The sequence below is a fragment of the Carnobacterium divergens genome (assembly GCF_900258435.1).
GTDB classification, from domain to species: Bacteria; Bacillota; Bacilli; order Lactobacillales; family Carnobacteriaceae; genus Carnobacterium; species Carnobacterium divergens_A.
Genome location: NZ_LT992558.1, coordinates 192,155 through 216,168, shown reverse-complemented (window position 1 = coordinate 216,168; position 24,014 = coordinate 192,155). Strand labels below are relative to the sequence as shown.

General features: G+C 36.3%; 22 protein-coding genes. All 22 read left to right on the top strand.

The genetic code is table 11. The features are described 5' to 3' along the window. The first annotated feature begins 123 nt into the window (after positions 1-123). The 22 genes from CDIMF43_RS01575 (at position 124) to CDIMF43_RS01470 (ending at position 23,616) form a co-directional block, all read left to right on the top strand. Entirely contained in the window at positions 124-750 is a 627-nt protein-coding gene (locus CDIMF43_RS01575; protein ID WP_109841014.1) for a TadE family protein, read from the top strand. Positions 751-770: 20 nt separating this feature from the next. Beyond that, positions 771-1,292 carry an A24 family peptidase gene (locus CDIMF43_RS01570; protein WP_109841013.1) on the top strand — a complete coding sequence of 174 codons (522 nt, stop codon included), beginning with the start codon at positions 771-773 and terminating at the stop codon, positions 1,290-1,292. A 21-nt stretch (positions 1,293-1,313) separates the two neighbouring features. Then, positions 1,314-3,659: a hypothetical protein gene (locus CDIMF43_RS01565; protein WP_109841012.1), complete on the top strand. Its 2,346-nt coding sequence runs from the start codon at positions 1,314-1,316 to the stop codon at positions 3,657-3,659. Between the two features lie 23 nt (positions 3,660-3,682). Next, complete coding sequence (locus CDIMF43_RS01560) at positions 3,683-4,285, top strand: hypothetical protein (protein ID WP_109841011.1); 603 nt, start codon at positions 3,683-3,685, stop codon at positions 4,283-4,285. Between the two features lie 305 nt (positions 4,286-4,590). Next, positions 4,591-5,169 (top strand): hypothetical protein, encoded by a 579-nt coding sequence (locus CDIMF43_RS01555; RefSeq protein ID WP_109841010.1) that lies wholly within the window; start codon positions 4,591-4,593, stop codon positions 5,167-5,169. Between the two features lie 199 nt (positions 5,170-5,368). After that, positions 5,369-5,977 (top strand): hypothetical protein, encoded by a 609-nt coding sequence (locus CDIMF43_RS01550; RefSeq protein ID WP_135017065.1) that lies wholly within the window; start codon positions 5,369-5,371, stop codon positions 5,975-5,977. Between the two features lie 22 nt (positions 5,978-5,999). Then, positions 6,000-6,332 carry a hypothetical protein gene (locus tag CDIMF43_RS01545; protein ID WP_109841008.1) on the top strand — a complete coding sequence of 111 codons (333 nt, stop codon included), beginning with the start codon at positions 6,000-6,002 and terminating at the stop codon, positions 6,330-6,332. Positions 6,333-6,376: 44 nt separating this feature from the next. Continuing rightward, positions 6,377-6,595, top strand: a complete 219-nt coding sequence (locus tag CDIMF43_RS01540; RefSeq protein ID WP_109841007.1) for a hypothetical protein — start codon at positions 6,377-6,379, stop codon at positions 6,593-6,595. Between the two features lie 23 nt (positions 6,596-6,618). Further along, positions 6,619-7,722, top strand: a complete 1,104-nt coding sequence (locus CDIMF43_RS01535) for a DUF5105 domain-containing protein (protein WP_109841006.1) — start codon at positions 6,619-6,621, stop codon at positions 7,720-7,722. Positions 7,723-7,752: 30 nt separating this feature from the next. Further along, a complete protein-coding gene (locus CDIMF43_RS01530; protein WP_074401865.1) occupies positions 7,753-8,415 on the top strand; it encodes a TadE/TadG family type IV pilus assembly protein in 663 nt (220 codons plus the stop codon). A gap of 20 nt (positions 8,416-8,435) precedes the next feature. Beyond that, on the top strand, positions 8,436-8,957 hold the full coding sequence (locus CDIMF43_RS01525) for an A24 family peptidase (RefSeq protein ID WP_074401866.1): 522 nt from the start codon (positions 8,436-8,438) through the stop codon (positions 8,955-8,957). Between the two features lie 26 nt (positions 8,958-8,983). Then, positions 8,984-10,909 carry a DUF6382 domain-containing protein gene (locus tag CDIMF43_RS01520; protein WP_109841005.1) on the top strand — a complete coding sequence of 642 codons (1,926 nt, stop codon included), beginning with the start codon at positions 8,984-8,986 and terminating at the stop codon, positions 10,907-10,909. Positions 10,910-11,351: 442 nt separating this feature from the next. Next, positions 11,352-13,043, top strand: a complete 1,692-nt coding sequence (gene ilvD / locus CDIMF43_RS01515; protein WP_109841004.1) for a dihydroxy-acid dehydratase — start codon at positions 11,352-11,354, stop codon at positions 13,041-13,043. 16 nt (positions 13,044-13,059) lie between these two features. Next, a complete protein-coding gene (gene ilvB / locus CDIMF43_RS01510; protein ID WP_074401869.1) occupies positions 13,060-14,754 on the top strand; it encodes a biosynthetic-type acetolactate synthase large subunit in 1,695 nt (564 codons plus the stop codon). Then, complete coding sequence (ilvN, locus tag CDIMF43_RS01505; protein ID WP_074401870.1) at positions 14,755-15,252, top strand: acetolactate synthase small subunit; 498 nt, start codon at positions 14,755-14,757, stop codon at positions 15,250-15,252. A gap of 40 nt (positions 15,253-15,292) precedes the next feature. Further along, positions 15,293-16,288 (top strand): ketol-acid reductoisomerase, encoded by a 996-nt coding sequence (gene ilvC / locus CDIMF43_RS01500; protein WP_074401871.1) that lies wholly within the window; start codon positions 15,293-15,295, stop codon positions 16,286-16,288. A 75-nt stretch (positions 16,289-16,363) separates the two neighbouring features. Continuing rightward, the gene (locus CDIMF43_RS01495; protein WP_074401872.1) at positions 16,364-17,893 is read left to right on the top strand and encodes a 2-isopropylmalate synthase; all 1,530 of its coding nucleotides are present in this window, start codon (positions 16,364-16,366) and stop codon (positions 17,891-17,893) included. After that, positions 17,893-18,951, top strand: coding sequence for a 3-isopropylmalate dehydrogenase (gene leuB / locus CDIMF43_RS01490; RefSeq protein WP_109841003.1), 1,059 nt, complete (start codon positions 17,893-17,895; stop codon positions 18,949-18,951). The genes CDIMF43_RS01495 and leuB overlap by 1 nt, the downstream gene beginning before the upstream one ends. Continuing rightward, on the top strand, positions 18,951-20,321 hold the full coding sequence (gene leuC, locus CDIMF43_RS01485) for a 3-isopropylmalate dehydratase large subunit (RefSeq protein WP_109841002.1): 1,371 nt from the start codon (positions 18,951-18,953) through the stop codon (positions 20,319-20,321). The genes leuB and leuC overlap by 1 nt, the downstream gene beginning before the upstream one ends. A gap of 5 nt (positions 20,322-20,326) precedes the next feature. Further along, the gene (gene leuD, locus CDIMF43_RS01480) at positions 20,327-20,917 is read left to right on the top strand and encodes a 3-isopropylmalate dehydratase small subunit (protein WP_109842311.1); all 591 of its coding nucleotides are present in this window, start codon (positions 20,327-20,329) and stop codon (positions 20,915-20,917) included. Between the two features lie 14 nt (positions 20,918-20,931). After that, positions 20,932-22,191, top strand: coding sequence for a threonine ammonia-lyase IlvA (gene ilvA / locus CDIMF43_RS01475; RefSeq protein ID WP_109841001.1), 1,260 nt, complete (start codon positions 20,932-20,934; stop codon positions 22,189-22,191). Positions 22,192-22,344: 153 nt separating this feature from the next. Beyond that, a complete protein-coding gene (locus tag CDIMF43_RS01470; RefSeq protein ID WP_109841000.1) occupies positions 22,345-23,616 on the top strand; it encodes a murein hydrolase activator EnvC family protein in 1,272 nt (423 codons plus the stop codon). Positions 23,617-24,014: the final 398 nt, after the last annotated feature.

Below are 24,014 nucleotides of genomic sequence, written 5' to 3'. Positions count from 1 at the left end.
GAGGAATAATGGAAACAAAAGTTCAGGGATTTATGAGTGATTTTAGTTTCCAAGTGGAAGATAGTGAAGTAAAAGATTACAAGCAGGGCGATCAATAAATAAAAGTTTAGGAAGGATAATCCAATGAATAAGTTTCTAAAAGAAAATTCGGGCAGCATGATTCTTGAAGCAGCAATGGTTTTGCCAATATTTTTAACCTTTATTTTCTTTCTTTGGACAATGATTCAAGTATCAGTCGTTCAAATAGCACTAGACAAAGCAACTTCAGATTCAGTTCAAAAAATCACGAAAAATGGTTATTTGATAGGAGTATTACTAGACGGCGCAGATAAAACTCAAAAAAAATATGTGGATAAATTAAATAAAAAGGTAGATACACTTTTTGACAATGCAACTGGAGGCGAAACAAAATTAAGTTATGATATTGCAAACACATTTATTACGGATCAGATTGGAAAATTTGATATCGTAGGAGTAGTGGATAGCGCAGTATATCCCATGCTTTATGATACGAAAGCGGAAGGTCGGATGGAAACGATGATTTCTGAAAGATTCAGTAATTCATTAGCTGGAAATTGGGCAGATCAAATCAAAATTGAAGAAGTTCATGCAGAAAATGCTAGAGGAAAGAATCAAAAATTTAAAGTTAAGGCAAGTTGTAAGATACCGTTAAACATTCCATTTATAAAAAAATTTGAATTTAAAGTAGTCAGTCAGTCAGCTGGATATTTTTGGACTACAGAAGGATAACTAATGAAAGGAGGGAAAATATGACACTATCTACAATTATCATATTAATGCTTTTTATTGTAATAGCGTTTTATTACGATATCAAATTCCATATAATTCCTAATAAGCTTATTTTGATTTTTTTACCATTAGGCTTGATAAACAGTATAATTGTCAATCAAATGGAAGGTATAATTAGTAGTGGACTAGGGTTTTTAGTTAGTGGTGGAATCATGATGATATTGTATGTTTTTAAAGCACTTGCTGCTGGGGATGTGAAATTATTTGCGACAATTGGTGTGATTGCAGGAATTGGGTTTTCACTTTACTGTATGATGTATACAATTGTGATTGGAGGAATCCTTGCTATTGTCATCTTGTTATTTACAAGAACTTTTTTATCTCAAATGTTGTCAGCTGTTCAACATATAGGAATGTCTCTTATTTTTAAAAATACTAATCCACTACACACTTTCAAAGCAACAAAAGCGACAACAATGCCATTTATGGTAGCCGTTTTACCCGGAGCACTTATCACACTTTATTATATGTATCTTGCTTAGTGACAGTATTTTGGAAAGGCTATGATTGTTTCACTGATTTTCTTTCTATTTAGTACAGTTTTAATTGATTTTATGCGCATTATGGTAGCCGAACGAAAGCTAGAACAAGCAACTAAAGTAGCTGCCCAATCGATTATGTCTGATTACAATCCTAAAGTAATGAATGACTATGGGCTTTTTGTTTATAATGGCGATCAAGGAGCAGCGCAAACGGTTGCCACTAAAATTACAAAGGATAACTTAGAACTAAAATCTGGGTACTTTAACATTGCAGCTTTAAGTGGAGCAGAAAGCCAAGTGGAGTTTGCTTCTCATAAAGGGAAAATTGGTTTGACCAGTGAAGATACACTTAAGCATCAAATGCTTGAATCAGCTAAGTACAAAGGTCCCGTTGCTTTTGGCGAAGAAACGTTTAAAATTTTTGAGTTTTTCACAAAAAATGGTCGAGACACACGAGCTCTTCGTAAAATGATGAAAAAACAAAAGGAAATTAAAACGGAAATGGAAGTTCGTTATCAAAGTGTTGTAGAAGTTGAAGATGCGCTTAAAGGTATTAAACTAGACCCCCTTGTTTATTATAATCAAGGGTTAGATGTTGAAATGCTACATGGTTTTACTATGGATCTTGTTCATCAAAAACACTTAGCAGAAGCAACAAGCAGTTTCGAAAAAAAACAGCAGGAAAAATATGTTCAAGAATACAACAATGCGGTCAATGATTCAAACACAGATCCGAAGTTACTGGAAAATTTAAAATACAGACAAGAAGCCCATCAAAAAAAGTTAGATGAGACCATAAAAGCAGGACAAACTGCTCTAGCGAAAATAAATGGAGAGCACACCAACGTCACCAATAAAATTACAGAGCTTACGAATGTGATAACCAAACTAGATGTTGCAAAAGTAGCGATTGATAAAGCGATTGCTTCAAACAATAAAATCAAGAAACTGTTAGGAGATTTACCAGAAGGTGACTCTGAGGAAATGGGAGAAATTCGTAAATCACTCGAATCTGCACTAGTACCAGAAGGGAAACTGGAAGGGATTCTAAAAAAAATAAACGATGCCAAACCTATCTATAGCAGCTACAAAAGACTTTTAGAAAGCTTAAATCAAATTCTAGATAAGGCGCTAGATACTACTTTAAAAAAAGGGATCAATTGGGTTAAAACACCTATCGATGTTACCGAAACAAGCACGCAACAAAAAATAATCGAGGCACTAGAAAAACGATATGAAGAAAACAAGAAAGCGGTTAATACTGCTTTTAGTGCAGCTTTAGATTCATCTATCCGTCCGAATTTAGAGGCAGTCAAGAATACGAACCTAACCAATACTAATGAGAGTGTAAAAAGTGCGAAGGACACCACTACTGAAAAGAATGTTCGCCAACAATTATCTGAAGATGAAAATAACCAAAAAGATGCAGAAGAGCAAAAAACAACAAATGCAATGGAACAATTCGGTAAAATTATCAAGGTAATTAATACAGCAAAAACAAAGCTTTCTTCTGAACAAGAAATCTACACCAATTTAGAAAAAATCATTGCGACGAATGATATGGCAAATGATAAAGATTACGCAGAAGGAACGCCGCCCTCAACAGAGGATGCGGATGATTTAATTGATCAAAGTTTTGATATGTTAGATTTTCTAAGTGAAATGGGAAGAGAATTAGGAAATAAAGCCTTAATAAATGAATATTTATTAGGGGAACTAGGGACAAAGCAACCGGTTAGTTTGTTTGATGTGAACAACTTAAATCCGGATAATATCGAAGGGCTACTAAGTGATTTTGAGTTTAAAAACAAACAAGTAGAATATGTGATGTACGGAAAGAGCACACCGGGAGCAAATTACGCAGCGGCTTTACTAGAATTGATTATGATTCGATTGGTTTGTAATGCGATTTCGGGGGTGTTTGATGGAGATGTTCAAAATGCATTTAAGTTAAATTGGCTAGTTGGTATTGTAGCACTGGTTTCATACACAATTATTGAAACAGTAAAAGATATTGCTAAGTTAACAAAATCGGATGGAATGGAGAGAATAGATAAATCAGTTCCATTTTTTAAAATGTCAATTGGTAGTATTGATCCAACTAAATTAACTTTATCTTATCGTGACCATTTAAGATTAATGCTTTTATTTGAACGTAAGAATCAATTTTCTAGAGCGTTGGCAACAATTGAACAAATAAGTGGTCAAAAAACAATTGGATCTAATCCAACTCAAATAAAAATTGTAAATAAAGCTGAAATAAAACCATGGTTTTTACCAAATGCAGTTAAAATATTTACAAAATTAGATAGTAAGTTAATAGATGGCAAATTAGAATTGAAATCTGAATTGTATTATTCATATTAAATTAGTTAAGGGAGATATAAAAAATGAAAATTAAAAAAATAACAGTAGGCTTTACTTTAATAATGATCACATTTCTAGGTGCATGTGGAAGTAGAACAGTTAATAATAAAAACACATCAAATGAGGTTTCAGAAATAAACAGTTCAAAAGAAAAAAATACAGATGAAATAGTAAAAAATGATGAATTAGGCAATTATAAAGGGTTAAAAATAGGAGATACAATTCCTGTGAAATATTCAAAATCCTACAATGGAAAATATGCATTTGATTTTACATTAAATAAAGTAGAGTATACAGAACAATCATTAGGAGGAGAAGAACCTGGATATGAGACAGGTTTTATTATAGCAGACATTACAATAAAAAATACAGGAAAAGAAGAGTTAGATATGAATACATTTAACAATATAAATTATGGATCCGCAGTTTTTGTATACGGAAAAAAATATGGATTTACTAGTTTTGACGAAATGAAAGAATTAAAACCTGGAGAAAGTAATACAGGAAAAATGGTAACTATTTTTTCAAAAGTGTCTAATACATTAACTAGAGGTTTGGAGGGAACTTCAACAGTATTTTCATACGACATAAAAGCGGATGAAATCGGTGATTATGTACCAGAATAAAATTTAAAAAATGGAATAGCCTTACTTTTACGTCATAGGGTGAGGTTATTCTCTAAAAATAAAAAATACATAGTGGGATAATGAATTAAAATATGTCTAGAAATTTTCCGATTTCAACTTTGACAGGCTAAATTTTCTAAGTGAAATGGGAAGAGAATTAGGAAATAAAGCTAAAATAAACCCATGGTTCTTATCTAATGCAGTGAAAACATTTACAAAATTAGATAGTAAGTTAATAAATGGTAAATTAGAGTTGAAATCAGAGTTATATTATTCATATTAATTTAATTAAGGAGATGTAAACATTGAAAAAATTAGTAATTATTTCAGCAATAGTTAGTATGGTTATTTTAGGAGCATGCAGCAAAGGAGATGTAAATAAAGTAGCAAGTGAAACTACAAAAACAAAGTCATCAAAAGAAGTTGAAAAAAAGGGGAATAAAAGCTTGGGGGACTACAAAAATCTTAAATTAGGAGATACAGTGCCCATAAAATATCATGAATCTGCGGAAGGAAAAACAGCATTTGATTTAACGTTGAATAAAATAGAATTTACGGACCAAGCATTGGAAGGAGAAGAACCTAACTATGAAAGTGGTTTTATTATAGCAGATATTACAATAAAAAATACTGGTACAGAGCCACTTGAAGTAGGATTGTTAGACGGATTATCTTATGGAAATAATTTTAGTTATGGTAGTGATTACGGTTTTCAAGGATTTGATAGAGAAGGAATGCTTGAAGTAGGAAAAAAGGAAACAGGTAAAATGGTAGTAGGATATTCTAAGTTAGATAATAAATTGACATGGGGACTAGAAGGGTTTACAACAATTTTTTCATACGATATAAAAGCCGATGAAATCGGCAACTATGTACCAGAATAAAATTTAAAAAATGGAATAGCCTTACTTTTACATCATAGGGTAAGGTTATTCTTTAAAAATAAATAATACATATTGGGATAATGAATTAAAATATGTCTAGAAATTTTCCTTTTTCAACTTTGAAAGTCTAAATTTTTTAAGTTAAATGTGAAGAGAACTAGGGACAAAACAACCGGTTAGTTTGTTTGATGTGAACAACTTGAATCCGGATAATGTCGAAGGGTTACTAAGTGATTTTGAGTTTAAAAACAAGCAAGTAGAATATGTGATGTATGGAAAGAACACACCGGGAGCAAATTACGCAGCGGCTTTACTAGAATTGATTATGATTCGATTGGTTTGTAATGCGATTTCGGGGGTGTTTGATAAAAAAGTGCAGACTTATTTTAAAGCAAACTGGCTAGTAGGATTAGCTGCGTTGATTGCGTATACAATTATTCAAACTGTTATGGATATTGAAAAATTAACTAAATCTAGCGAAACAGAAAGAGATGATCAATCGGTCTCCTTTCTTAAAATTAATATAGGTAAAATTTCTTTAGATGAATTGAAATTGTCTTATCGTGACCATTTAAGACTTATGCTTTTATTTAATAGAAGTAATCAGCATTCAAGGGCTATAGCCGTAATTGAACAAGTAAGTGGTCAAAAAGGAGTTGGAGCAAAACCAACTCAAATAAAAATAATTAATACTGCAAAAATAAAACCCTGGTTTTTACCAAATGCAGTTAAGACATTTACAAATTTAGATAATAAATTAATAAATGGAGATTTGGAATTAAAATCAGAATTGTATTATTCATACTAAGTTAATAAAAGGGGATATAGAAATGAAAAATTTATTAATAGGTTTAGGACTAGTAGGTTTACTGACGGTCAGCGCTTGTGGAAATAAAGAAGAAACCGCTGGGGAAACTGTAAATGAAGTTTCAAAAACAGAGGTACCAAAAAAAAATAATACAAATAAAGAAAAAGAGGTTGAAGGACTAGGGAATTATGAAGGATTAAAAATTGGAGATAAAGTTTCTGTAAAATATGGAAGCTCTTTGGAGGATAAAGTAGCTTTTGATTTTACATTAAATAAAATGGAATATACTGATCAGCCATTAGGTGGAAAAGATCCTAAATATGAAAGTGGCTTTATTATTTTAGATGAACGATAAAAAACACTGGAAAAGAACCGTTAGAGGTGGACCAAATTACTGGGATGCAATATGGATCTTCCATAGTTGTATTGGGTGAAAGATATGATTTTAAAGATTTATCAGAAAATAAATTGCTAGAATTAAAAGAAAGTTTAACTGGAAAGATGGTTGTGCAATACCCTAAGAAAGGGAATCAACTTACATGGGGACTTGAAGGTTTTACAACAACTTTCTCATACGATATAAATGCCGATGAAATCGGCGACTATGTACCAGAATAAATAAAAACTAAAGGAGAACGACAATGAAATTTCAAAAATTAAAAGGTTTAGCAGCAGTTATGGTAATGGGAATCATTTTTTCAGGTTGTGGAAATAAAGAAACACCACAAACTGCGCAAAAAGCAACAAGTCAAGAAGAAGTATCAAGTAGTAGTGAAGTAGAAAAAAAGTCTAAAGTAGCAATCAAAGCCAATCTTAAAGAAGGTTATTATGTAAAGATTAATGATTCGTTAAATACAGTTAAAAAAAATAGCAGAGACTTTTTTGTTTTAGCAGTAGAATTGCAAAATACAAGTTCTCAAACAGAATCTTTTCAGAATACTGATTTTAGTCTTATCAGTAAAAAAACAGGAGACGTTTATGAAACAGATACACCTGGAACAGGATTCGACCAAGAAAACCTAATTCGTTATGAAACTTTAAAGAAGAATGAGAAATTAGAAGGGATTCTCTATTTTGATATTCCTGAAGATGAAATGTATGAATTAGCTTTTCGTCAAGAAGGATCTGATGAGTGGACATCCTTGAAGGTTAAAGTAGATCCTAGTCAGTATGTAGAAACAAAAGAAGCATTGTCAGATCCCTTGAAAGCAACCGCTGCATATTTAAATGTAATGGCATTTAATGAAGAAGACCCCACCTATGAAACTTTTGTACAAAATGATTTAGAAACAAGTAAAAATTTTCATCAAAATCTTTTTAAAAAAAATGCCTTAGATTCTCTTTTATCTAGATACAAGCCAACTCCAGAAGTTATAACGTCAATTTACAATCGTTTTCAAGCTGTGCAAAAAGAACGAGCAACAATTTCTTCAACATTAATTTCAAATGATAGAGAAAAAGCAGTGGTTTCAATGGATGTTGAAGAGATGTCTTATCGAAATATTAAAGAACTGTTTCATCAATATACAACAGAACAATATCAAGCAACCAGTTGGTCAGGGATAACAAATGGTAAGGGCGAAGAAGATACATTACCAAAATTAGAAGAAATCATGGGTAAATCAGTTCTAGTAAAACGTGAAGAACCAATTGAAATTGAGTTAACGAAGCGTGAGGGGAAATGGGAATTTGATTTAAACGATGATGTATTTAACAATATTTTTTATGGTGGGTTTACTAAATAAGGATGTCTAAAGAAGGGAGAGGTTAAAGTGATGAAAAGATGGTGGAAAAAAGAAGAGGGGAGTTTAATCTTAGAAACAGCAATCATTTTACCCTTCTTTTTGATGTTTGTCTTTTTATTATGGACGTTGATTCGAATTTCTGTGATTCAAATGGCGTTGGATAAATCTACATCAGAACTGGTGCAATCTGTTAATTCTTCAGCTTACGGAATTAGTATTGTGGTAGATAAAGGAAATGATTTAAAGGAACAAGTAAAGAACAAAGCAAAGGGCGGTTTAGATCAGTGGTTACAAAAATCCCCCGACGAAGCCGCGAAAATGTTGAATATTACTAGCATAAATAACATCGTAGTGGATTCTTTAAGCGCCCAATACGATGAAATCGTCAATATTGACCAGATTGGAGCAAGTTACTATTCTACAGTAGTAGGAGTAAATGGCGGTCTTTCAAAAGCTAAATTAAAATCAGCATTTAAGTCTAATGTGTTAACGAAAACCAATGGGGAAATTAGTGGATATTATGGAGATGGAAACGTTAAAATTGAAAAAGTTGATCCTGTTCAAGCGACAGGCCACAATCAGCTCTATAAAGTTCATGTGTCTTATAAAGTGCCATTAAATCTCCCATTTATAGAAAAGGAAATAAAACTTCAAAGTAGTGCAGGCGGCTATCTATGGACAACAAATAAATAAAATTAAAAAGGAGATAAAAAATGATACTTTCATCAACAGTACTGTTATTAGTAGTGGTTCTAGTGGCATTTTATTATGATATTCGTTTCAATATCATTCCCAACAAGCTGATTATTATAGGACTACCACTGGGATTGATTAACAGTGTCTTAGTAGCAGGAATCGAGGGACTGATAACAAGTGTACTTGGATGTTTAGTTAGTGGTGGAATTATGATGATTCTGTACATATTTAAAGCTTTAGCAGCAGGAGATGTCAAGTTATTTGCGGTTATTGGGGCCATTATGGGATTAGAATTTGTTTTATATTGCATGATGTATACGATTCTTATTGGAGGTCTGTTAGCAATTATTATTTTAGTCATAACACGTACATTTTTATCAAGAATGCTAGTAGCGATACAATATATTTGGACATCTTTTATTTTTAAGAGTACTGAACCATTAAAAACGTTCAAAGTAACAAAAGCGACAACAATGCCATTTATGGTAGCCGTTTTACCCGGAGCACTTATCACACTTTATTATATGTATCTTGCTTAGTGAAGTTAGAAAAAGGAGAATGAAAAATGCACCTCATCAAAGAAGTACAACAATTCAATGGAAAAAAACTAGTCTATACGAAGTCATCAGGAGACCCCTTTAACAAAGCTGATTTTGTGGCAGTTGAAAAAAAGATGGTTGTCAACAATCGAATTCAGCAACTTGTTCCAATTCAAATTCAACAGATTGATCAAACCATAACCGTATCGTTTGATATTGAAGGGAAAAAAAAATTGGTTGATTCTTTGTCAATCAACCGCTGTTTGGCAGTAGAAGAAGTATACGCTATTTTATTAGGGATTGTTAGAAAACTTGAAACGGCTGATGAATTTATGTTGAGCCGTAACCATTACCGCATAAGAATGGATGAACTTTATTACGAACAGTTTATAACTAAAATAGAACTAATCTATTTACCGCTGGAAGATACATTTTTTGAAAAAAGTATCGAAGAAGAACTTCAACAATTAACAAAAGCGTTGTTAGAAAAAATGGATCCAGAAATAGAATTAGAAAATGATGTAGAAGACTTAATTCAATATTTAAATGAAAGTTATTTTTCAGTAGAGGGTTTTGGAAAAATGCTTTATCGTCAAAGCCGCAATTTACCAGTGTTTGAAGAAGAAAATAGGATACAAGTGGCTAAAAAACCACTATCTAATATAAAAAAAACAACGAATAGCACACAAGAACCTATTGAAAGTCCATTAAAAAAATTCTTTAATCAAATAGGAATGGTTCATAAACATAATGACACTTCAAAAAAAGAAGTGGTTACGATGTCAGACGACCAAAAAATAGCTAAAGAAAAGTTGAAAAAGGATAGTATTGTGCTAGTTGTCTTAGGATTTCTGACAAGTTTTGTAATTTACCAACTTGTCCCCGATCCATTTGTGACCGCTGCGGTAGCCTTCTTAATTGGAACGTTAGTATTAAATTATGTCCATAAAAAAAGAACAGCCTTCTATCAAGAATTCCCTGAATTGGTTAACAAAAATCAAAAAATAACAGATCCACTTACAGTTGAGAATGAATTGGCAGTTAGAAAAATAAAGCGTAATAAAATTGCTGTTGTTGCCATTGCGTTATTGGCAATAGTAGCAATCCAGCAACTCATTCAAGATGTGGCCCTACGAGGCTGTTTAATTTTACTCGTATTAGCAACAGCATTTTTCTATATCAGAAAATTAACAAGACAAAGTGCCTTTCCTGAAGTAGAAGCACACAAAACTGGGAAATCATTTATGAAAAATAAACATGTATCTACAAGCGAACCAAAGAAAAAATTAGCAGATTTATTAAATCCTGAATTGCCTGATTCCAATGAGCAAACCAACGAAACGATTTCTACTCAAGTAGAAAATAAAATAGATGAAAAAGAGCATATAGTTGAAGCTAAAACCGAAAAAGTTACGTTATCTCTTGATGAACACGAGCAACTAAGAGAAAAATTACGTGAAGAGCTTAAAGCTGAAATTACGGCAAAAATACAAAATGAAATAGAACAAGAACGGCTTGAAAAACAGAGGAATACTGAAGAGAAAGTAGGAACTCCTAAAAAAATTCAAACAGATTCTAAAATAGAAACGACAATTTCAACTATTTTAAAAAATAAATGGTCCAATGAAAATACTGAGCCGTTATTAAAATTAACAAGGTCCGAAAACGGGGATAACCTTAAAGAAATTGCTATTCACAAAAAACACGTTTTGGTTGGACGAAATGAAAAAAGAGTGGATTGTATTGAAACGAGTAAAGGTACTTCTAGAATCCATTTTGAGTTATTTTATATCGATGGTACAGCAATGATTCGTGATCTAAACTCAAAACAAGGCACTTTTTTAAACGGATTCAGATTACAGCCTTACGAAATGTATGAAATCAAAGAGTTAGATCAAATTGAACTCAAATCGATAAGCTACATCTTAAAAGAAATTCAAGTCTATTCATAAGTAAAAACCAGAAAAATATCTTGTTATTTTTCTGGTTTTTTTGGATCTATAAGAGTGATAGATAAAGTGAATATACTAAATGTTTAATTAAAAAGTGTTTTTTTATTAAATAATAGTCTAAAAACAAAAAATAATGCTTGACATTTCTCTTGATTAGAATTAGATTAGTAAATAAGAATTAGATTAAAATTAAATTAAAATAAATGAAGAACCCAAACGAAAAGGAGAATACAATGATGATGACTCAAACAACTAAAGCTAACCAAACAACGCCAATGTTCCATTCAGTCATTACAATTTTATTACTTTAGAAGGGCTTTGAACACTGAAAAATCAGTAGTTTGAGTCCTGTTTGTGATTGCTAAACGGGATTCTTCGCTAAAAGCATCCCTACTTTATGTATAGGGATGCTTTTTTATTTTAAAGAAAAGGAGTGGTAAGGATGCGCAGTGATACGATTAAAAAAGGAGTGGAGCAAGCTCCAGCAAGAAGTTTATTGCATGCAACAGGTCAAATAAGAAGTTCGGGGGATATGGACAAACCGTTCATCGCAATTTGTAATTCTTATATCGATATTGTTCCAGGTCATGTTCATTTAAGAGAACTAGCCGATTTGGCAAAGGAAGCCATTCGTGAAGCAGGAGGAATTCCTTTTGAATTCAATACGATTGGAGTAGACGATGGGATTGCGATGGGACATATTGGGATGCGTTACTCCTTACCCAGCCGTGAAATTATTGCCGATGCTGCAGAAACAGTTATTAATGCCCATTGGTTTGATGGTGTCTTTTACATACCAAACTGTGACAAGATTACGCCAGGTATGCTATTAGCAGCTGTTCGAACGAACGTGCCAGCTATTTTTTGTTCAGGAGGTCCCATGAAAGCAGGGCTTTCTGCAACTGGTAAAGCATTGACACTCTCTTCTGTCTTTGAAGCGGTAGGAACCTTTAAAGAAGGCAAAATGTCGAAAGAAGAATTTCTAGATATGGAGGCAAATGCTTGTCCAACTTGTGGCTCTTGTGCGGGAATGTTTACGGCTAATTCAATGAATTGTCTGATGGAAATTCTTGGGATGGCGGTTCCATTTAACGGAACAGCCTTAGCCATTTCAGATGAGCGTCGTGAGCTGGTGAGGCAATCGGCTTTTCATTTGATGGATTTAGTGAAAAATAATATCAAACCAAGAGACATCATTACAAAAGACGCCATTGATGACGCCTTTGCTTTAGACATGGCAATGGGAGGCTCAACTAATACTGTTTTACACACGTTAGCCTTAGCCAATGAAGCAGAAATCGACTATGAATTAGAGCGAATCAATGAAATCGCAGCTCGTGTTCCTTATTTATCCAAAATCGCTCCCTCTTCAGCTTATTCAATGCACGATGTCCATGAAGCGGGTGGCGTACCTGCGATTATCAAAGAGCTAATTGATTTAGAAACGGCTATTCATCCCGATCGAATAACAGTAACAGGAAAAACACTTCGAGAAAATGCAGCGAACGCTAAGATTTTAAATACGGAGGTTATTCATCCAAAGGAAAATCCTTACAGTCCAGTTGGCGGGTTGTCCATGTTATTTGGCAATATTGCTCCAAAAGGCGCAACTATCAAGGTAGGTGGCGTTGATCCTTCTATCAAAATTTTTAAGGGAAAAGCCATTTGTTTTTCCACTCATGATGAAGCAGTGGCAGCTATTGACGATCACCGGGTTACACGAGGACATGTAGTGGTGATTCGTTATGAAGGACCAAAAGGTGGCCCTGGTATGCCAGAAATGCTGGCGCCTACCTCATCTATTGTTGGGCGTGGCTTAGGAAAAGAGGTCGCTCTCATTACAGATGGTCGTTTTTCAGGAGCAACAAGAGGAATTGCGGTTGGACATATCTCGCCAGAAGCAGCAGCAGGTGGACCAATTAGCTTAATTGAAGATGGCGATGAAATTATCATTGATTTAGTTCAACGTAAAATTGATATGGCGGTTTCAGATGAAGAGCTAGAACAACGAAAAAAACGAGTACCAAAGTTTAAGGCAAAAGTAACAACCGGCTATTTAGCAAGATATACGGCTTTAGTCACTTCTGCTCATACCGGTGGGGTATTAAAAATCCCAGATGACTTATTAGATTAAAGGAGAGGTGAATCCAATGAAATCGACTAAACAAGCAATGAAAAGTGGTGCAAAACTTTTAGTAGAGGCTTTAGAACACCAGCACGTAGATTTGATTTTTGGTTATCCTGGCGGCGCCGTTTTGCCTCTCTACGATGAATTTTATAAAAGTAACATTCCCCATATCCTAACCAGACATGAGCAAGGTGCAGTTCATGCAGCAGAAGGCTATGCACGTGTAACTGGAAAGCCTGGAGTGGTAGTAGTTACGAGTGGTCCGGGAGCGACGAATGCTTTGACAGGAATTGCAGATGCAATGAGCGATTCGATTCCTTTAGTTGTCTTTACAGGGCAAGTTCATCAACCGGGAATTGGAAAAGATGCCTTTCAAGAAGCAGATATGATTGGTTTAACGACACCAATTACTAAATACAACTATCAAATTCGCGATGTAAAAGAATTGCCAAGAATTGTCAATGAAGCTTTTTATATCGCTTCAACCGGTCGCAAAGGTCCGGTAGTCATCGACATTCCTAAGGATATTGGAATCTTAACAACAGCCACCGTTCATCCCATTGACATAGAGTTGCCAGGTTATCATCCAGAATCTACTTTTGACGAGGATCAACTAAGCCGAGTGTTCCAGTTGTTAAAAAAAGCGAAGAAACCTTTGATTTTAGCTGGAGCTGGCATACATCATAGTGGAGCAGTAGAGGCGTTGCAAGAGTTTAGTCAGTATCATCAAATCCCTGTTTTAACAAGTTTATTAGGACTAGGAAGTATCCCCCATAACGATCCATTATTTTTAGGAATGGGCGGTATGCATGGTTCTTATGCAGCTAATATGGCGTTGTCTGAATGCGATGTGTTGCTTAATTTTGGGGCCCGCTTTGACGATCGTTTAGCAACGAAGCCAACTGAATTTGCACCTAATGCTGCAATTGTTCATGTTGATATTGATCCAGCTGAACTGGGAAAAGTCATTCAGACAGATGTTCCGATTCATGGTGATTGTCAAGAAGTCTTAACTCAATTGCTAACGATACAGAAGGAACCACTTTTTCCTCAAGCAGAATGGCTTCGAACAAGTCAATTAAGAAAAACAAACTATCCTTATAAATACACAGATTCGACTGAGATTATCAAACCTCAAAAAGCGATTGAATTAATTGGAGAAATAACAAATGGTGAAGCAATCGTTACAACTGATGTAGGGCAACATCAAATGTGGGTTGCACAATTTTATCCATTTAAAGAACGTTATCAATTGGTCACAAGTGGTGGATTAGGTACGATGGGTTTTGGAATTCCAGCTGCAATTGGCGCACAGTTTGCCTATCCAGAAAAATTAGTCGTCTGCTTTGTAGGCGATGGAGGGTTTCAAATGACCAATCAAGAACTGGCTATTTTAAACGACTATCAGTTAAATGTTAAATTTATTATTTTAAACAATGGCGTTTTAGGAATGGTGAAACAATGGCAAGAAAAATTTCATGGCGAACGCTTTTCTCATTCGATATTTAATAGTCAACCCAATTTTGTAAAACTAGCAGACGCCTATGGGATTAAAGGAATTCAGCTAACGGATCCTACAAGCTTAGAAGCAGATTTGAAGGCTATCTTTAATGAAGTGGGTCCTGCGGTCATCGATATTATTGTAGACAGCAACGAGTTGGTTTTGCCAATGGTCGCAGCAGGTCAACCCAATCATTGCATGGAAGGAGTGGAGTAAATGCGACGATTGATTACAGCCACAGTTAAAGATATGACCGGAGTGATGAATCGCTTTACAGGTGTCTTTGCTAGAAGGCAATACAATGTATTAAGCATCGCTGTTGGAAAAACGATTGAAGCAGGTATTTCAAGAATCACCATTGTCGCAGCGATTCCAACGGAGGAAGATGCTAGACAAGTGGTTCAACAACTTAAGAAACAAATTGATGTTTTAAAGGTCAAAGATATTACGGATTGTTCTCATGTTGAGCGGGAATTGGTTTTATTGAAAGTGACCGCTCCACTCAACAAACGAGCTGAAATCAACGCATTGATGGAACCCTTCCGTGGAACCGTGATTGATGTTGGAACAGAAAACATCGTCATTCAATTAGCAGGAACAAGTGAAAAAATAGAAGCTTTCATTGAACTGATTACTCCCTACGGCATTGAACAAATTGCACGAACAGGAGTGGCCGGCTTTACGCGAAGCTCTAAAAACAATCAGGAATTATAGCACTACCCAATAAATTAAAAAAACTCGGAGGTACAAAAAAATGGCAAAAGTATATTACGAAGAATCAGTAGCAACAGATGCATTAGCAGATAAAAAAATTGCGGTGATTGGATACGGTTCGCAAGGCCATGCCCATGCTCAAAATTTACGAGAGACGGGTCATGAAGTTGTGATTGGCATTCGCGAAGGGGATTCCGCAGATAAAGCGAGAGCAGATGGATTTGAGGTGCTTTCAGTTGCCGAAGCAACGAAGCAAAGTGACGTAGTGATGATCTTATTACCAGATGAAAATCAAGGAAGTGTTTATGAAGCTGAAATCAAACCGAATTTAAAAGCAGGTGATGCGTTAGTCTTTGCTCATGGTTTTAATATTCATTTTGATGTCATTGAACCTTTATCGGATGTAGATGTTTTCTTAGTAGCACCAAAAGGTCCAGGACATTTAGTACGTCGAACTTTTGTAGAAGGAGCAGCTGTTCCAGCATTGTTTGCGGTTTATCAAGACGCCACCGGAAATGCACGTGACTTAGCATTGTCCTATGCAAAAGGAATTGGGGCAACAAGAGCAGGTGTTTTAGAAACCACCTTTAAGGAAGAAACTGAAACGGATTTATTTGGTGAACAAGCCGTTCTTTGTGGCGGAGTGACGCGTTTAATTCAAGCGGGTTTTGAAACACTAGTGGAGGCAGGTTATCAACCAGAAGTAGCTTATTTTGAAGTGTTACATGAGATGAAATTAATTGTTGATTTGATGTATGAAGGTGGAATGGGCAAGATGCGCCATTCGATTTCCAATACGGCTGAATACGGGGATTATGTGTCAGGCCCGCGTGTAGTGACGGAGGATGCGAAAACAGCAATGGGAGAGGTATTGGCAGATATTCAAAATGGAACCTTTGCAAAAGCCTTTACAGCAGATAACGCCAATGGATTTCCTGAATTTAAAGCGATGCGAGAAAAACAAAAAGGACATCAGATTGAAGCAGTAGGTGCAACCTTACGTGAAATGATGCCTTTTGTAAACCCAAAAAATTAAACTAAATAGTAGCACCTTTCTTTCATTAAGGAAGAAGGGTGTTCCTTTATAAAAACAATGGAGGAGGAATTGGAAATGACAGAGATTCAATTTTTTGATACGACTTTGCGAGATGGCGAACAAACGCCAGGTGTTCATTTTGACCAAAACGAAAAAGTTCAAATTGCAAAACAACTTGAAAAATGGGGCGTAAATGTGATTGAAGCAGGATTCCCAATTGCGTCAAAGGGTGATTTTGAATCCGTACAAGCAATTGCTAGAGCTTTAAAAAAAGCGACTGTTTGTGGACTAGCTCGTTGCGTCAAGGAAGATATTGATTGTGCCTACGAAGCTCTTAAAGAAGCTTTTTCTTCACAAATACATATCTTTTTAGCTACCAGTGACATTCATTTAAAATATAAGTTGAAAATGACTCAAACAGAAGTTTTAGAAAGGATTCAAGAGCACGTTCGCTACGCAAAAGAACGTTTTGACGTTGTACAGTTTTCTCCAGAAGACGCCACTCGAACGGAATGGGGCTTTTTAGTCCAAGCAGTTCAAACGGCGATTGATGCTGGGGCAACGGTTATTAATATTCCTGATACGGTAGGTTATACCAATCCGACTGAATTTGGCGCTCTTTTTCGTCATTTAAAAGAGCAGATTCCTCAATTCGATGACGTGATTTTTTCAACCCACTGTCACGACGATTTAGGAATGTCTGTTGCCAATGCGCTCGCCGCAATTGAAAATGGTGCAAGGCGTGTCGAGGGAACTGTCAATGGAATTGGAGAACGTGCAGGCAATACCTCTTTAGAAGAAGTCGCTGTAGCATTGCATATTCGAAAGGACTACTATCAAGCTGACTCGCCGATTGTTTTAAATGAAACCAAACGAACCAGTGAGTTGGTTAGCCGTTTATCCGGCATGATGGTACCTAAAAATAAAGCTGTGGTTGGAGGGAATGCCTATGCTCATGAGTCAGGAATTCATCAAGATGGCGTTTTGAAAAATCCTGACACCTATGAAATTATCACACCTTCTTTAGTAGGCGTAGAAAAGAATAGCTTGCCACTTGGAAAACTATCCGGCCGACATGCATTCTTAACGCGTTTGGCAGAACTTGGTTATCACTTAGAAACAGCCGAAGAAAAAGAAGTTTTTCAGCGTTTTAAACAATTAGCTGACATGAAAAAGAACATTACCAAAGAGGATCTTCACGCTCTTGTGCTGAGTCAAGAAGTAGAAAAATCAGCTAAATATGAACTGACTCATTTGCAGTTGCAGTACGTTACTGGTGGCGTTCAAGGAGCCGTTTTAACCATTGTAACTGATGAAAAGGTCATCTTAGAAGATGCGGCTACAGGATCTGGGAGTATTGAGGCTATCTATAATACGATTAGCCGTTTATTGGGTCAAGAAGTGGAATTGACAGACTATCGAATTCAATCAATTACTAATGGAAAAGATGCGCAGGCAGAAGTGCACGTTGCAGTCAAAGCACAAAATGGAGAGCTGTATCACGGAATAGGCATTGATTTCGATGTGTTGAATGCATCCGCAAAAGCGTATCTACAAGCATGTAGCAAAGTAAAAGAGCAAACTGAAAAAAGGGGGATAAATTAGTGGCATACCAAATTACAGCTTTGTCAGGAGACGGTATTGGTCCTGAGCTTATGGCGAGTGGCTTGCAAGTATTAAACCAAATAGGCGAACGATTTGAGCACCGTTTTACAATTCAAGAAAAACCCTTTGGAGGGATTGCCATTGAAGAACAAGGAAATCCGTTGCCAGCAGAAACGGCAACCGCTTGTCAGCAAGCAGATGCGATTTTATTAGGAGCAATTGGTGGCGAACAATGGCAAAATTCAGAAAATACGCCAGAAATGGGTCTGTTGCGATTACGAAAAGACCTGCGCTTATTTGCAAATTTACGCCCGATCACAGTTCCTAACAGCATTGCTCATTTATCGCCGTTAAAAGAAGAAATAGTGACAGGAAGCGACTTTGTGGTAGTTCGTGAATTAACTGGGGGCTTGTATTTTGGAGAGCCAAAGGAGCTTCGGGAATTTGATGCAGTGGATACGCTTCACTATACAAAAAAAGAGATTGATCGAATTGTCCGCTACGCTTTTGAACTGGCGATGACAAGACGGAAAAAAATCACTTCGGTAGATAAGGCAAACGTACTAGCCACCAGTAAATTATGGCGTCAGACGGTGGAGGAAATAAGAACTGATTTTCCAGAAGTAACGGTGGAGCATTTATATGTTGATGCTGCCTCCATGCTGTTAATTCAACGCCCTACAGAATTTGATGTGTTGGTAACGGAAAACTTATTTGGAGATATTTTAAGTGACGAAGCCTCGGTTTTAACAGGATCGTTAGGTATGTTGCCTTCAGCGAGCCATAGTGTATCAGGCCCTTCTTTGTACGAGCCAATCCACGGGTCAGCCCCAGATATTGCAGGAAAGAATTGTGCCAATCCCATGTCGATGATTTTATCTGTCGCCTTAATGTTGCGACAAAGCTTTGGGTTACATGAGGAAGCAAATGCAATTGAACTAGCAGCGGACCAAATTATGCGGAACGGTTATCTAACAGCTGATTTAGGGGGAAGTACGACAACGACTGACTTTACAAAAGAGTTGTGTAAAAAAATTCGTGAAGGAGGGAGCGACTAATGGGGAAAACTTTATTTGATAAGCTATGGGATCGACATGTGATTTACGGAGAAATCGGTGAGCCGCAACTATTGTATGTTGATTTGCATTTAATTCATGAAGTCACGTCTCCTCAAGGATTTGAAGGTCTTCGTTTGGCCAATCGAGGAGTTAGAAGACCAGATAAAACCTATGGGACATTGGATCACAATGTTCCCACTGAGGATATTTATCATATCCAAGATTTAGTTGCTAAGAAACAAATTGAAGCCCTCCAAAATAATTGTCGAGAATTTGGCATCACGTTGGCTGATAACGGCAGTGAAAATCAAGGGATTGTGCATATGGTTGGACCAGAAACGGGTCTGACACAGCCAGGAAAGGTAATCGTGTGTGGTGATTCTCATACAGCAACTCATGGAGCCTTTGGTGCTATCGGTTTTGGCATTGGAAGTAGTGAAGTGGAACATGTGTTAGCTACGCAAGCAATTTGGCAGCAAAAACCTAAATCAATGGGCATTGAAATTACGGGGAAATTGGCTAAAGGCGTCTATGCAAAGGATATCATTCTTCATTTAATCGCAACATACGGGGTTGCTTTTGGAACGGGGTATGCAGTAGAGTACTTTGGCGAAACGGTTCGTGGAATGACCATGGAAGAACGCATGACGATTTGCAATATGGCCATTGAAGGTGGCGCAAAAATGGGGATGATGGCGCCAGATCAAACCACATTTGATTATCTTGAAGGTCGAAGCTACGCACCCAAAAACTTTGCTAAAGCTGTGTCAGATTGGCAAACGTTAACGACGGATGCCGATGCACACTTTGACACATTACTGCAGCTAGATGTGAGTGAATTAGCACCCTACGTGACATGGGGAACGAATCCAGAAATGGGTGTGCCCTTTGGAACGGCTTTTCCTGCAAGTGAATCCATGAATCATGAACGAGCGTACGATTACATGGGGTTAAAACCAGGACAAAAGGCAGAAGACATCCCTTTAGGTTACGTGTTTATAGGGTCGTGTACAAATGGAAGGCTATCAGACTTAAAAGAAGCCGCAAAACTAGTGGATGGAAAAACGGTGAAAGCGGAGATACGAGCCTTGGTTGTACCGGGATCGAGACAAGTAAAAAGAGCAGCTGAAAAAATAGGGTTGGATCAAATTTTTAAAAAAGCTGGCTTTGAATGGCGTGAGCCAGGATGTTCCATGTGTTTAGGAATGAATCCAGATCAAGTTCCTGCTGGGGTACATTGTGCATCAACTTCGAATCGGAATTTTGAAGGGCGGCAAGGAAAAGGCGCTCGGACACACTTGGTGAGTCCCGCTATGGCAGCTGCAGCTGCTATTCACGGACATTTTATTGATATAAGACAGGAGGTGTGATGAAAATGGAGCCAATTAACAGACATTTTGGCACAACGGTTGCTTTAATGAATGATAACATTGATACCGATCAAATTATTCCCAAATCATTTTTAAAGCGAATTGAAAAAACAGGTTTTGGAGAATTTTTATTTGATGAGTGGCGCTATTTGCCTGACAGAATGCTAAATGAAGATTTTTCATTAAATGACCCAGATAGACAAACTGCAACGATTTTAATTACGGGAGAAAACTTTGGATGTGGATCTTCTCGAGAACATGCCGCATGGGCATTGTTAGATTACCGTTTTCGCGTCATTATTGCGGGAGGTTATAGTGATATTTTTTATATGAATTGTACAAAAAATGGCATCTTACCAATTGAACTGCCTAAAAAAGCAAGGCAAGCATTAGCTACATTAAAGGGGCATCAAAAAATTGAAATTAATTTACAACAACAACTAGTGAAGAGTCCAGTTGGAGAGTACTCCTTTACGATTGACCCCGTTTGGAAACACAAACTGATTCATGGCTTAGACGATATTGCAGTGACTCTAGGAAGCCATCAAAAAGCCTTAGCTGATTATGAAGAAAAAGTGGACTTTAATTATCAATAGAAGGAGGTTGCTATGTGGAGAACTATGTTACGAAAACAGAAATTGAAAAAGCGTATCAAGTTTTAAAGCCAATTGTAAAGCAGACACCGTTAGAAAAAGATCTGTATCTTTCAAAAAAATACAATTGTAATGTTTACTTAAAAAGAGAAGACTTGCAATGGGTCCGTTCGTTTAAATTACGAGGTGCTTATTATGCTATCTCTCAGCTCTCAAAAGAACAAATGAAACAAGGTGTAACCTGTGCGAGTGCTGGAAATCATGCACAAGGAGTCGCTTATACTTGTGCTACCTTAGCAATACCAGCAACTATTTTTATGCCTACAACAACTCCAGCTCAGAAAATTTCCCAAGTAGAATTTTTTGGCGGAGAAATGGTAAAAGTTGTGTTAACAGGAGATACATTCGATGAATCAGCCCTTGCAGCGAGCGCTTTTTCAAAAGAAAAAGGGTCTGTATTTATTCATCCATTTGATGATCCAGCGATTATAGCAGGTCAAGGAACAGTGGGGGTGGAAATCAATTCAGATTTAGATAAAGCTGGAATCAAAGCCGATTATTTATTGGCTGCAGTTGGTGGAGGAGGTCTTATTTCAGGTTTGCTCAGTTATTTTAAAGAGACAAGCCCTACGACTAAAGTCATTGGAGTTGAACCTTCTGGAGCTGCTTCGATGGAGCTATCATTAGCTCAAGGGAGTGTGGCGACTTTATCAGAAATCGATAAGTTTGTAGATGGCGCAGCAGTTGGAAAAGTAGGGCAGTTAAATTACCAACATTGTAAAAAATGGATTTATAAAATGATAAGCGTTGAAGAAGGTGCAGTCTGTTCAACGATTTTAGATTTATATACAAAGCAAGCGATTGTTGCGGAGCCAGCAGGAGCGTTATCGGTTGCAGCATTAGAAGTGATGAAGGGAGAACTAGTTGGTAAAACAGTAGTTTGTGTGATTAGTGGAGGCAATAATGACATTAATCGAATGCAAGAGATTGAAGAGCGGTCATTGTTATTTGAAGGATTAAAACATTACTTTTTAGTGAATTTCCCACAAAGACCAGGTGCCTTGAAAGAATTTGTAAACGTCGTACTAGGACCAAATGATGATATTACAAAATTTGAATACACGAAAAAAGTAAATCGAGGAAGTGGTCCTGTTATCATCGGAATTCTCTTAAAAGAGAAGAGTGACGCTGTTGAACTTGAGGAACGCGTTAGGAATTTTGATTCATCTTATCTTTCAATTAATAAAAATCCCATGCTATATACGTTATTGGTATAGTGTAACTATTTACTATATTACAGTAAGTAATTTTTTTGTCACTGAAACGAAAATTATTAAGCCACTTTTTTGTGCTATACTCAGTTCATAGAAAACAAACATTATGAATAAAAAACATATATAGATATGAAGAGAAAAGTGGAGGAAACAGCAGTGAATAAAAAAATGACCCAATTAGCCGTTTTAACAGTGCTATTAGCTAGCCCAGTTGTTTCAACTATTGCAGTTCATGCAGAAACAATTGACACAAAAATTGAAGAACAAGATAAAAAAATTGATACATTAAAAAGTCAAACAAAATTAACTCAAGATGATTTAGTGAAAATAGAAGATACTGTATCAAAAAATGAAGATAAATCAAAACAAATTTTAACAGATATCCAAAATACACAAAATGATGTGGATCGTTTAGCCAAAGAAAATATGAAGCTCACTAAAAAAATTGAGCAACGTAACGACCAATTAAAAGAGCAAGCCCGCTCTGTCCAAGTCAATGGGGCATCTGAAAATTACATTGAATTTGTGATTTCAGCCGAGTCTTTATCGGATGTTATTGGACGAATTGATGTCGTAAGCCAAGTCGTTTCAGCGAATCGCAACATGGTAAAACAACAAGCTGAAGACAAAGCTAAAGTTGCTGCTCAAGAAAAAGAAGAGTCAAAAAAAGTGAATGAGCAAAAAACATTAGCGCAAGAATTATCAGAAACACAAAGCAAGTTGCAACAACAAAAATTAGAAAAAGAAACCATCGTAGCTCAATTAGCAGCGGATACATCAACTGCCGAAGGGGATAAACAAACCTTCTTAGCTCAAAAAGTTGCAGCTGAAAAACAAGCCGAGGACTTTAGAATTGCTAAATTAGCAGCCGACAAACAAGCGCAAGAAAATGCCGCAGCTCAAAAAGCTGCTGCTGAAGAAGCTGCAAAAGCAAATGTTAAAACACCGGCTGTAGCAGCACCAGCAAATACAACTACGAATAACAACAACCAAGGCTCATCTTCAACGCCTGTTGGTGGCGGAGCATATGGAATGCCTGTTAGTAGCCCAGTGTCATCGTCTTATGGACCTCGTTCTGGTTACGACCAAAACGGTTTCCATAAAGGAATTGATTTTGCTAGCCCAGTTGGAACGCCAGTCCACGCCTCATTAGATGGAGTGGTTGTCATTGCACAACAAGACGGAATGCCTGTATCAGGTTATGGTATCGCAACAGTTATCAAACATGACAACGGGACATGGACGCTGTATGCTCACCAATCTTCTCAATCAGTTCGTGTAGGCGATCGTGTCACAAAAGGACAAGTTATTGGTGCAACTGGCGCAACGGGACAAGTTGATGGACCACATTTACATTTTGAAATCCGCACAGCACAAAACGGTGGAATGGGAAATGTTGTCAATCCAGCACCTTTATTAGGACTATAATCAATTAGATTAAGTCCTAATAAAAAAGCTTTTTCAATTAACAGTTGACAAACCTAAAAATCTTTTCTATACTTGTAGCAATTCAAAAATTTAGTTATGGAGTGAGTGACATGAGTTTAACTAACAATACTAATAAACAATTAAATAATCGTTACTTTAGCTATTTTAGATAAGTTTGTAGTCATGAAACTCATGGGTGCAGACAACGCAAACTTGTTTGTATCTATGATGGCTAGAGAATTTTAAGTTGACCAAATTCGCCACATAGATTTCGAAAAAATCTATGTGGCTTTAATAGTTCAGTGATGACGATTCTGTTCATCCGTTAGCATCCACTTTAGATTTTTGACAAATCTAAAGTGGATGCTTTTTTATTGGCATTTTGATCTGGAAAATCG

What these genes read in the sequence shown, in the direction of transcription:
- CDIMF43_RS01575 (WP_109841014.1), top strand. Translation starts at nt 124, where the DNA reads ATGAATAAGTTTCTAAAAGAAAATTCGGGCAGCATGATTCTTGAAGCA.
- ilvC (WP_074401871.1), top strand. Translation starts at nt 15,293, where the DNA reads ATGGCAAAAGTATATTACGAAGAATCAGTAGCAACAGATGCATTAGCA.
- ilvB (WP_074401869.1), top strand. Translation starts at nt 13,060, where the DNA reads ATGAAATCGACTAAACAAGCAATGAAAAGTGGTGCAAAACTTTTAGTA.
- leuC (WP_109841002.1), top strand. Translation starts at nt 18,951, where the DNA reads ATGGGGAAAACTTTATTTGATAAGCTATGGGATCGACATGTGATTTAC.
- ilvD (WP_109841004.1), top strand. Translation starts at nt 11,352, where the DNA reads ATGCGCAGTGATACGATTAAAAAAGGAGTGGAGCAAGCTCCAGCAAGA.
- ilvN (WP_074401870.1), top strand. Translation starts at nt 14,755, where the DNA reads ATGCGACGATTGATTACAGCCACAGTTAAAGATATGACCGGAGTGATG.
- CDIMF43_RS01535 (WP_109841006.1), top strand. Translation starts at nt 6,619, where the DNA reads ATGAAATTTCAAAAATTAAAAGGTTTAGCAGCAGTTATGGTAATGGGA.
- CDIMF43_RS01570 (WP_109841013.1), top strand. Translation starts at nt 771, where the DNA reads ATGACACTATCTACAATTATCATATTAATGCTTTTTATTGTAATAGCG.
- CDIMF43_RS01545 (WP_109841008.1), top strand. Translation starts at nt 6,000, where the DNA reads ATGAAAAATTTATTAATAGGTTTAGGACTAGTAGGTTTACTGACGGTC.
- leuD (WP_109842311.1), top strand. Translation starts at nt 20,327, where the DNA reads ATGGAGCCAATTAACAGACATTTTGGCACAACGGTTGCTTTAATGAAT.
- CDIMF43_RS01560 (WP_109841011.1), top strand. Translation starts at nt 3,683, where the DNA reads ATGAAAATTAAAAAAATAACAGTAGGCTTTACTTTAATAATGATCACA.
- CDIMF43_RS01525 (WP_074401866.1), top strand. Translation starts at nt 8,436, where the DNA reads ATGATACTTTCATCAACAGTACTGTTATTAGTAGTGGTTCTAGTGGCA.
- CDIMF43_RS01540 (WP_109841007.1), top strand. Translation starts at nt 6,377, where the DNA reads ATGCAATATGGATCTTCCATAGTTGTATTGGGTGAAAGATATGATTTT.
- CDIMF43_RS01495 (WP_074401872.1), top strand. Translation starts at nt 16,364, where the DNA reads ATGACAGAGATTCAATTTTTTGATACGACTTTGCGAGATGGCGAACAA.
- CDIMF43_RS01565 (WP_109841012.1), top strand. Translation starts at nt 1,314, where the DNA reads ATGATTGTTTCACTGATTTTCTTTCTATTTAGTACAGTTTTAATTGAT.
- CDIMF43_RS01530 (WP_074401865.1), top strand. Translation starts at nt 7,753, where the DNA reads ATGAAAAGATGGTGGAAAAAAGAAGAGGGGAGTTTAATCTTAGAAACA.
- CDIMF43_RS01520 (WP_109841005.1), top strand. Translation starts at nt 8,984, where the DNA reads ATGCACCTCATCAAAGAAGTACAACAATTCAATGGAAAAAAACTAGTC.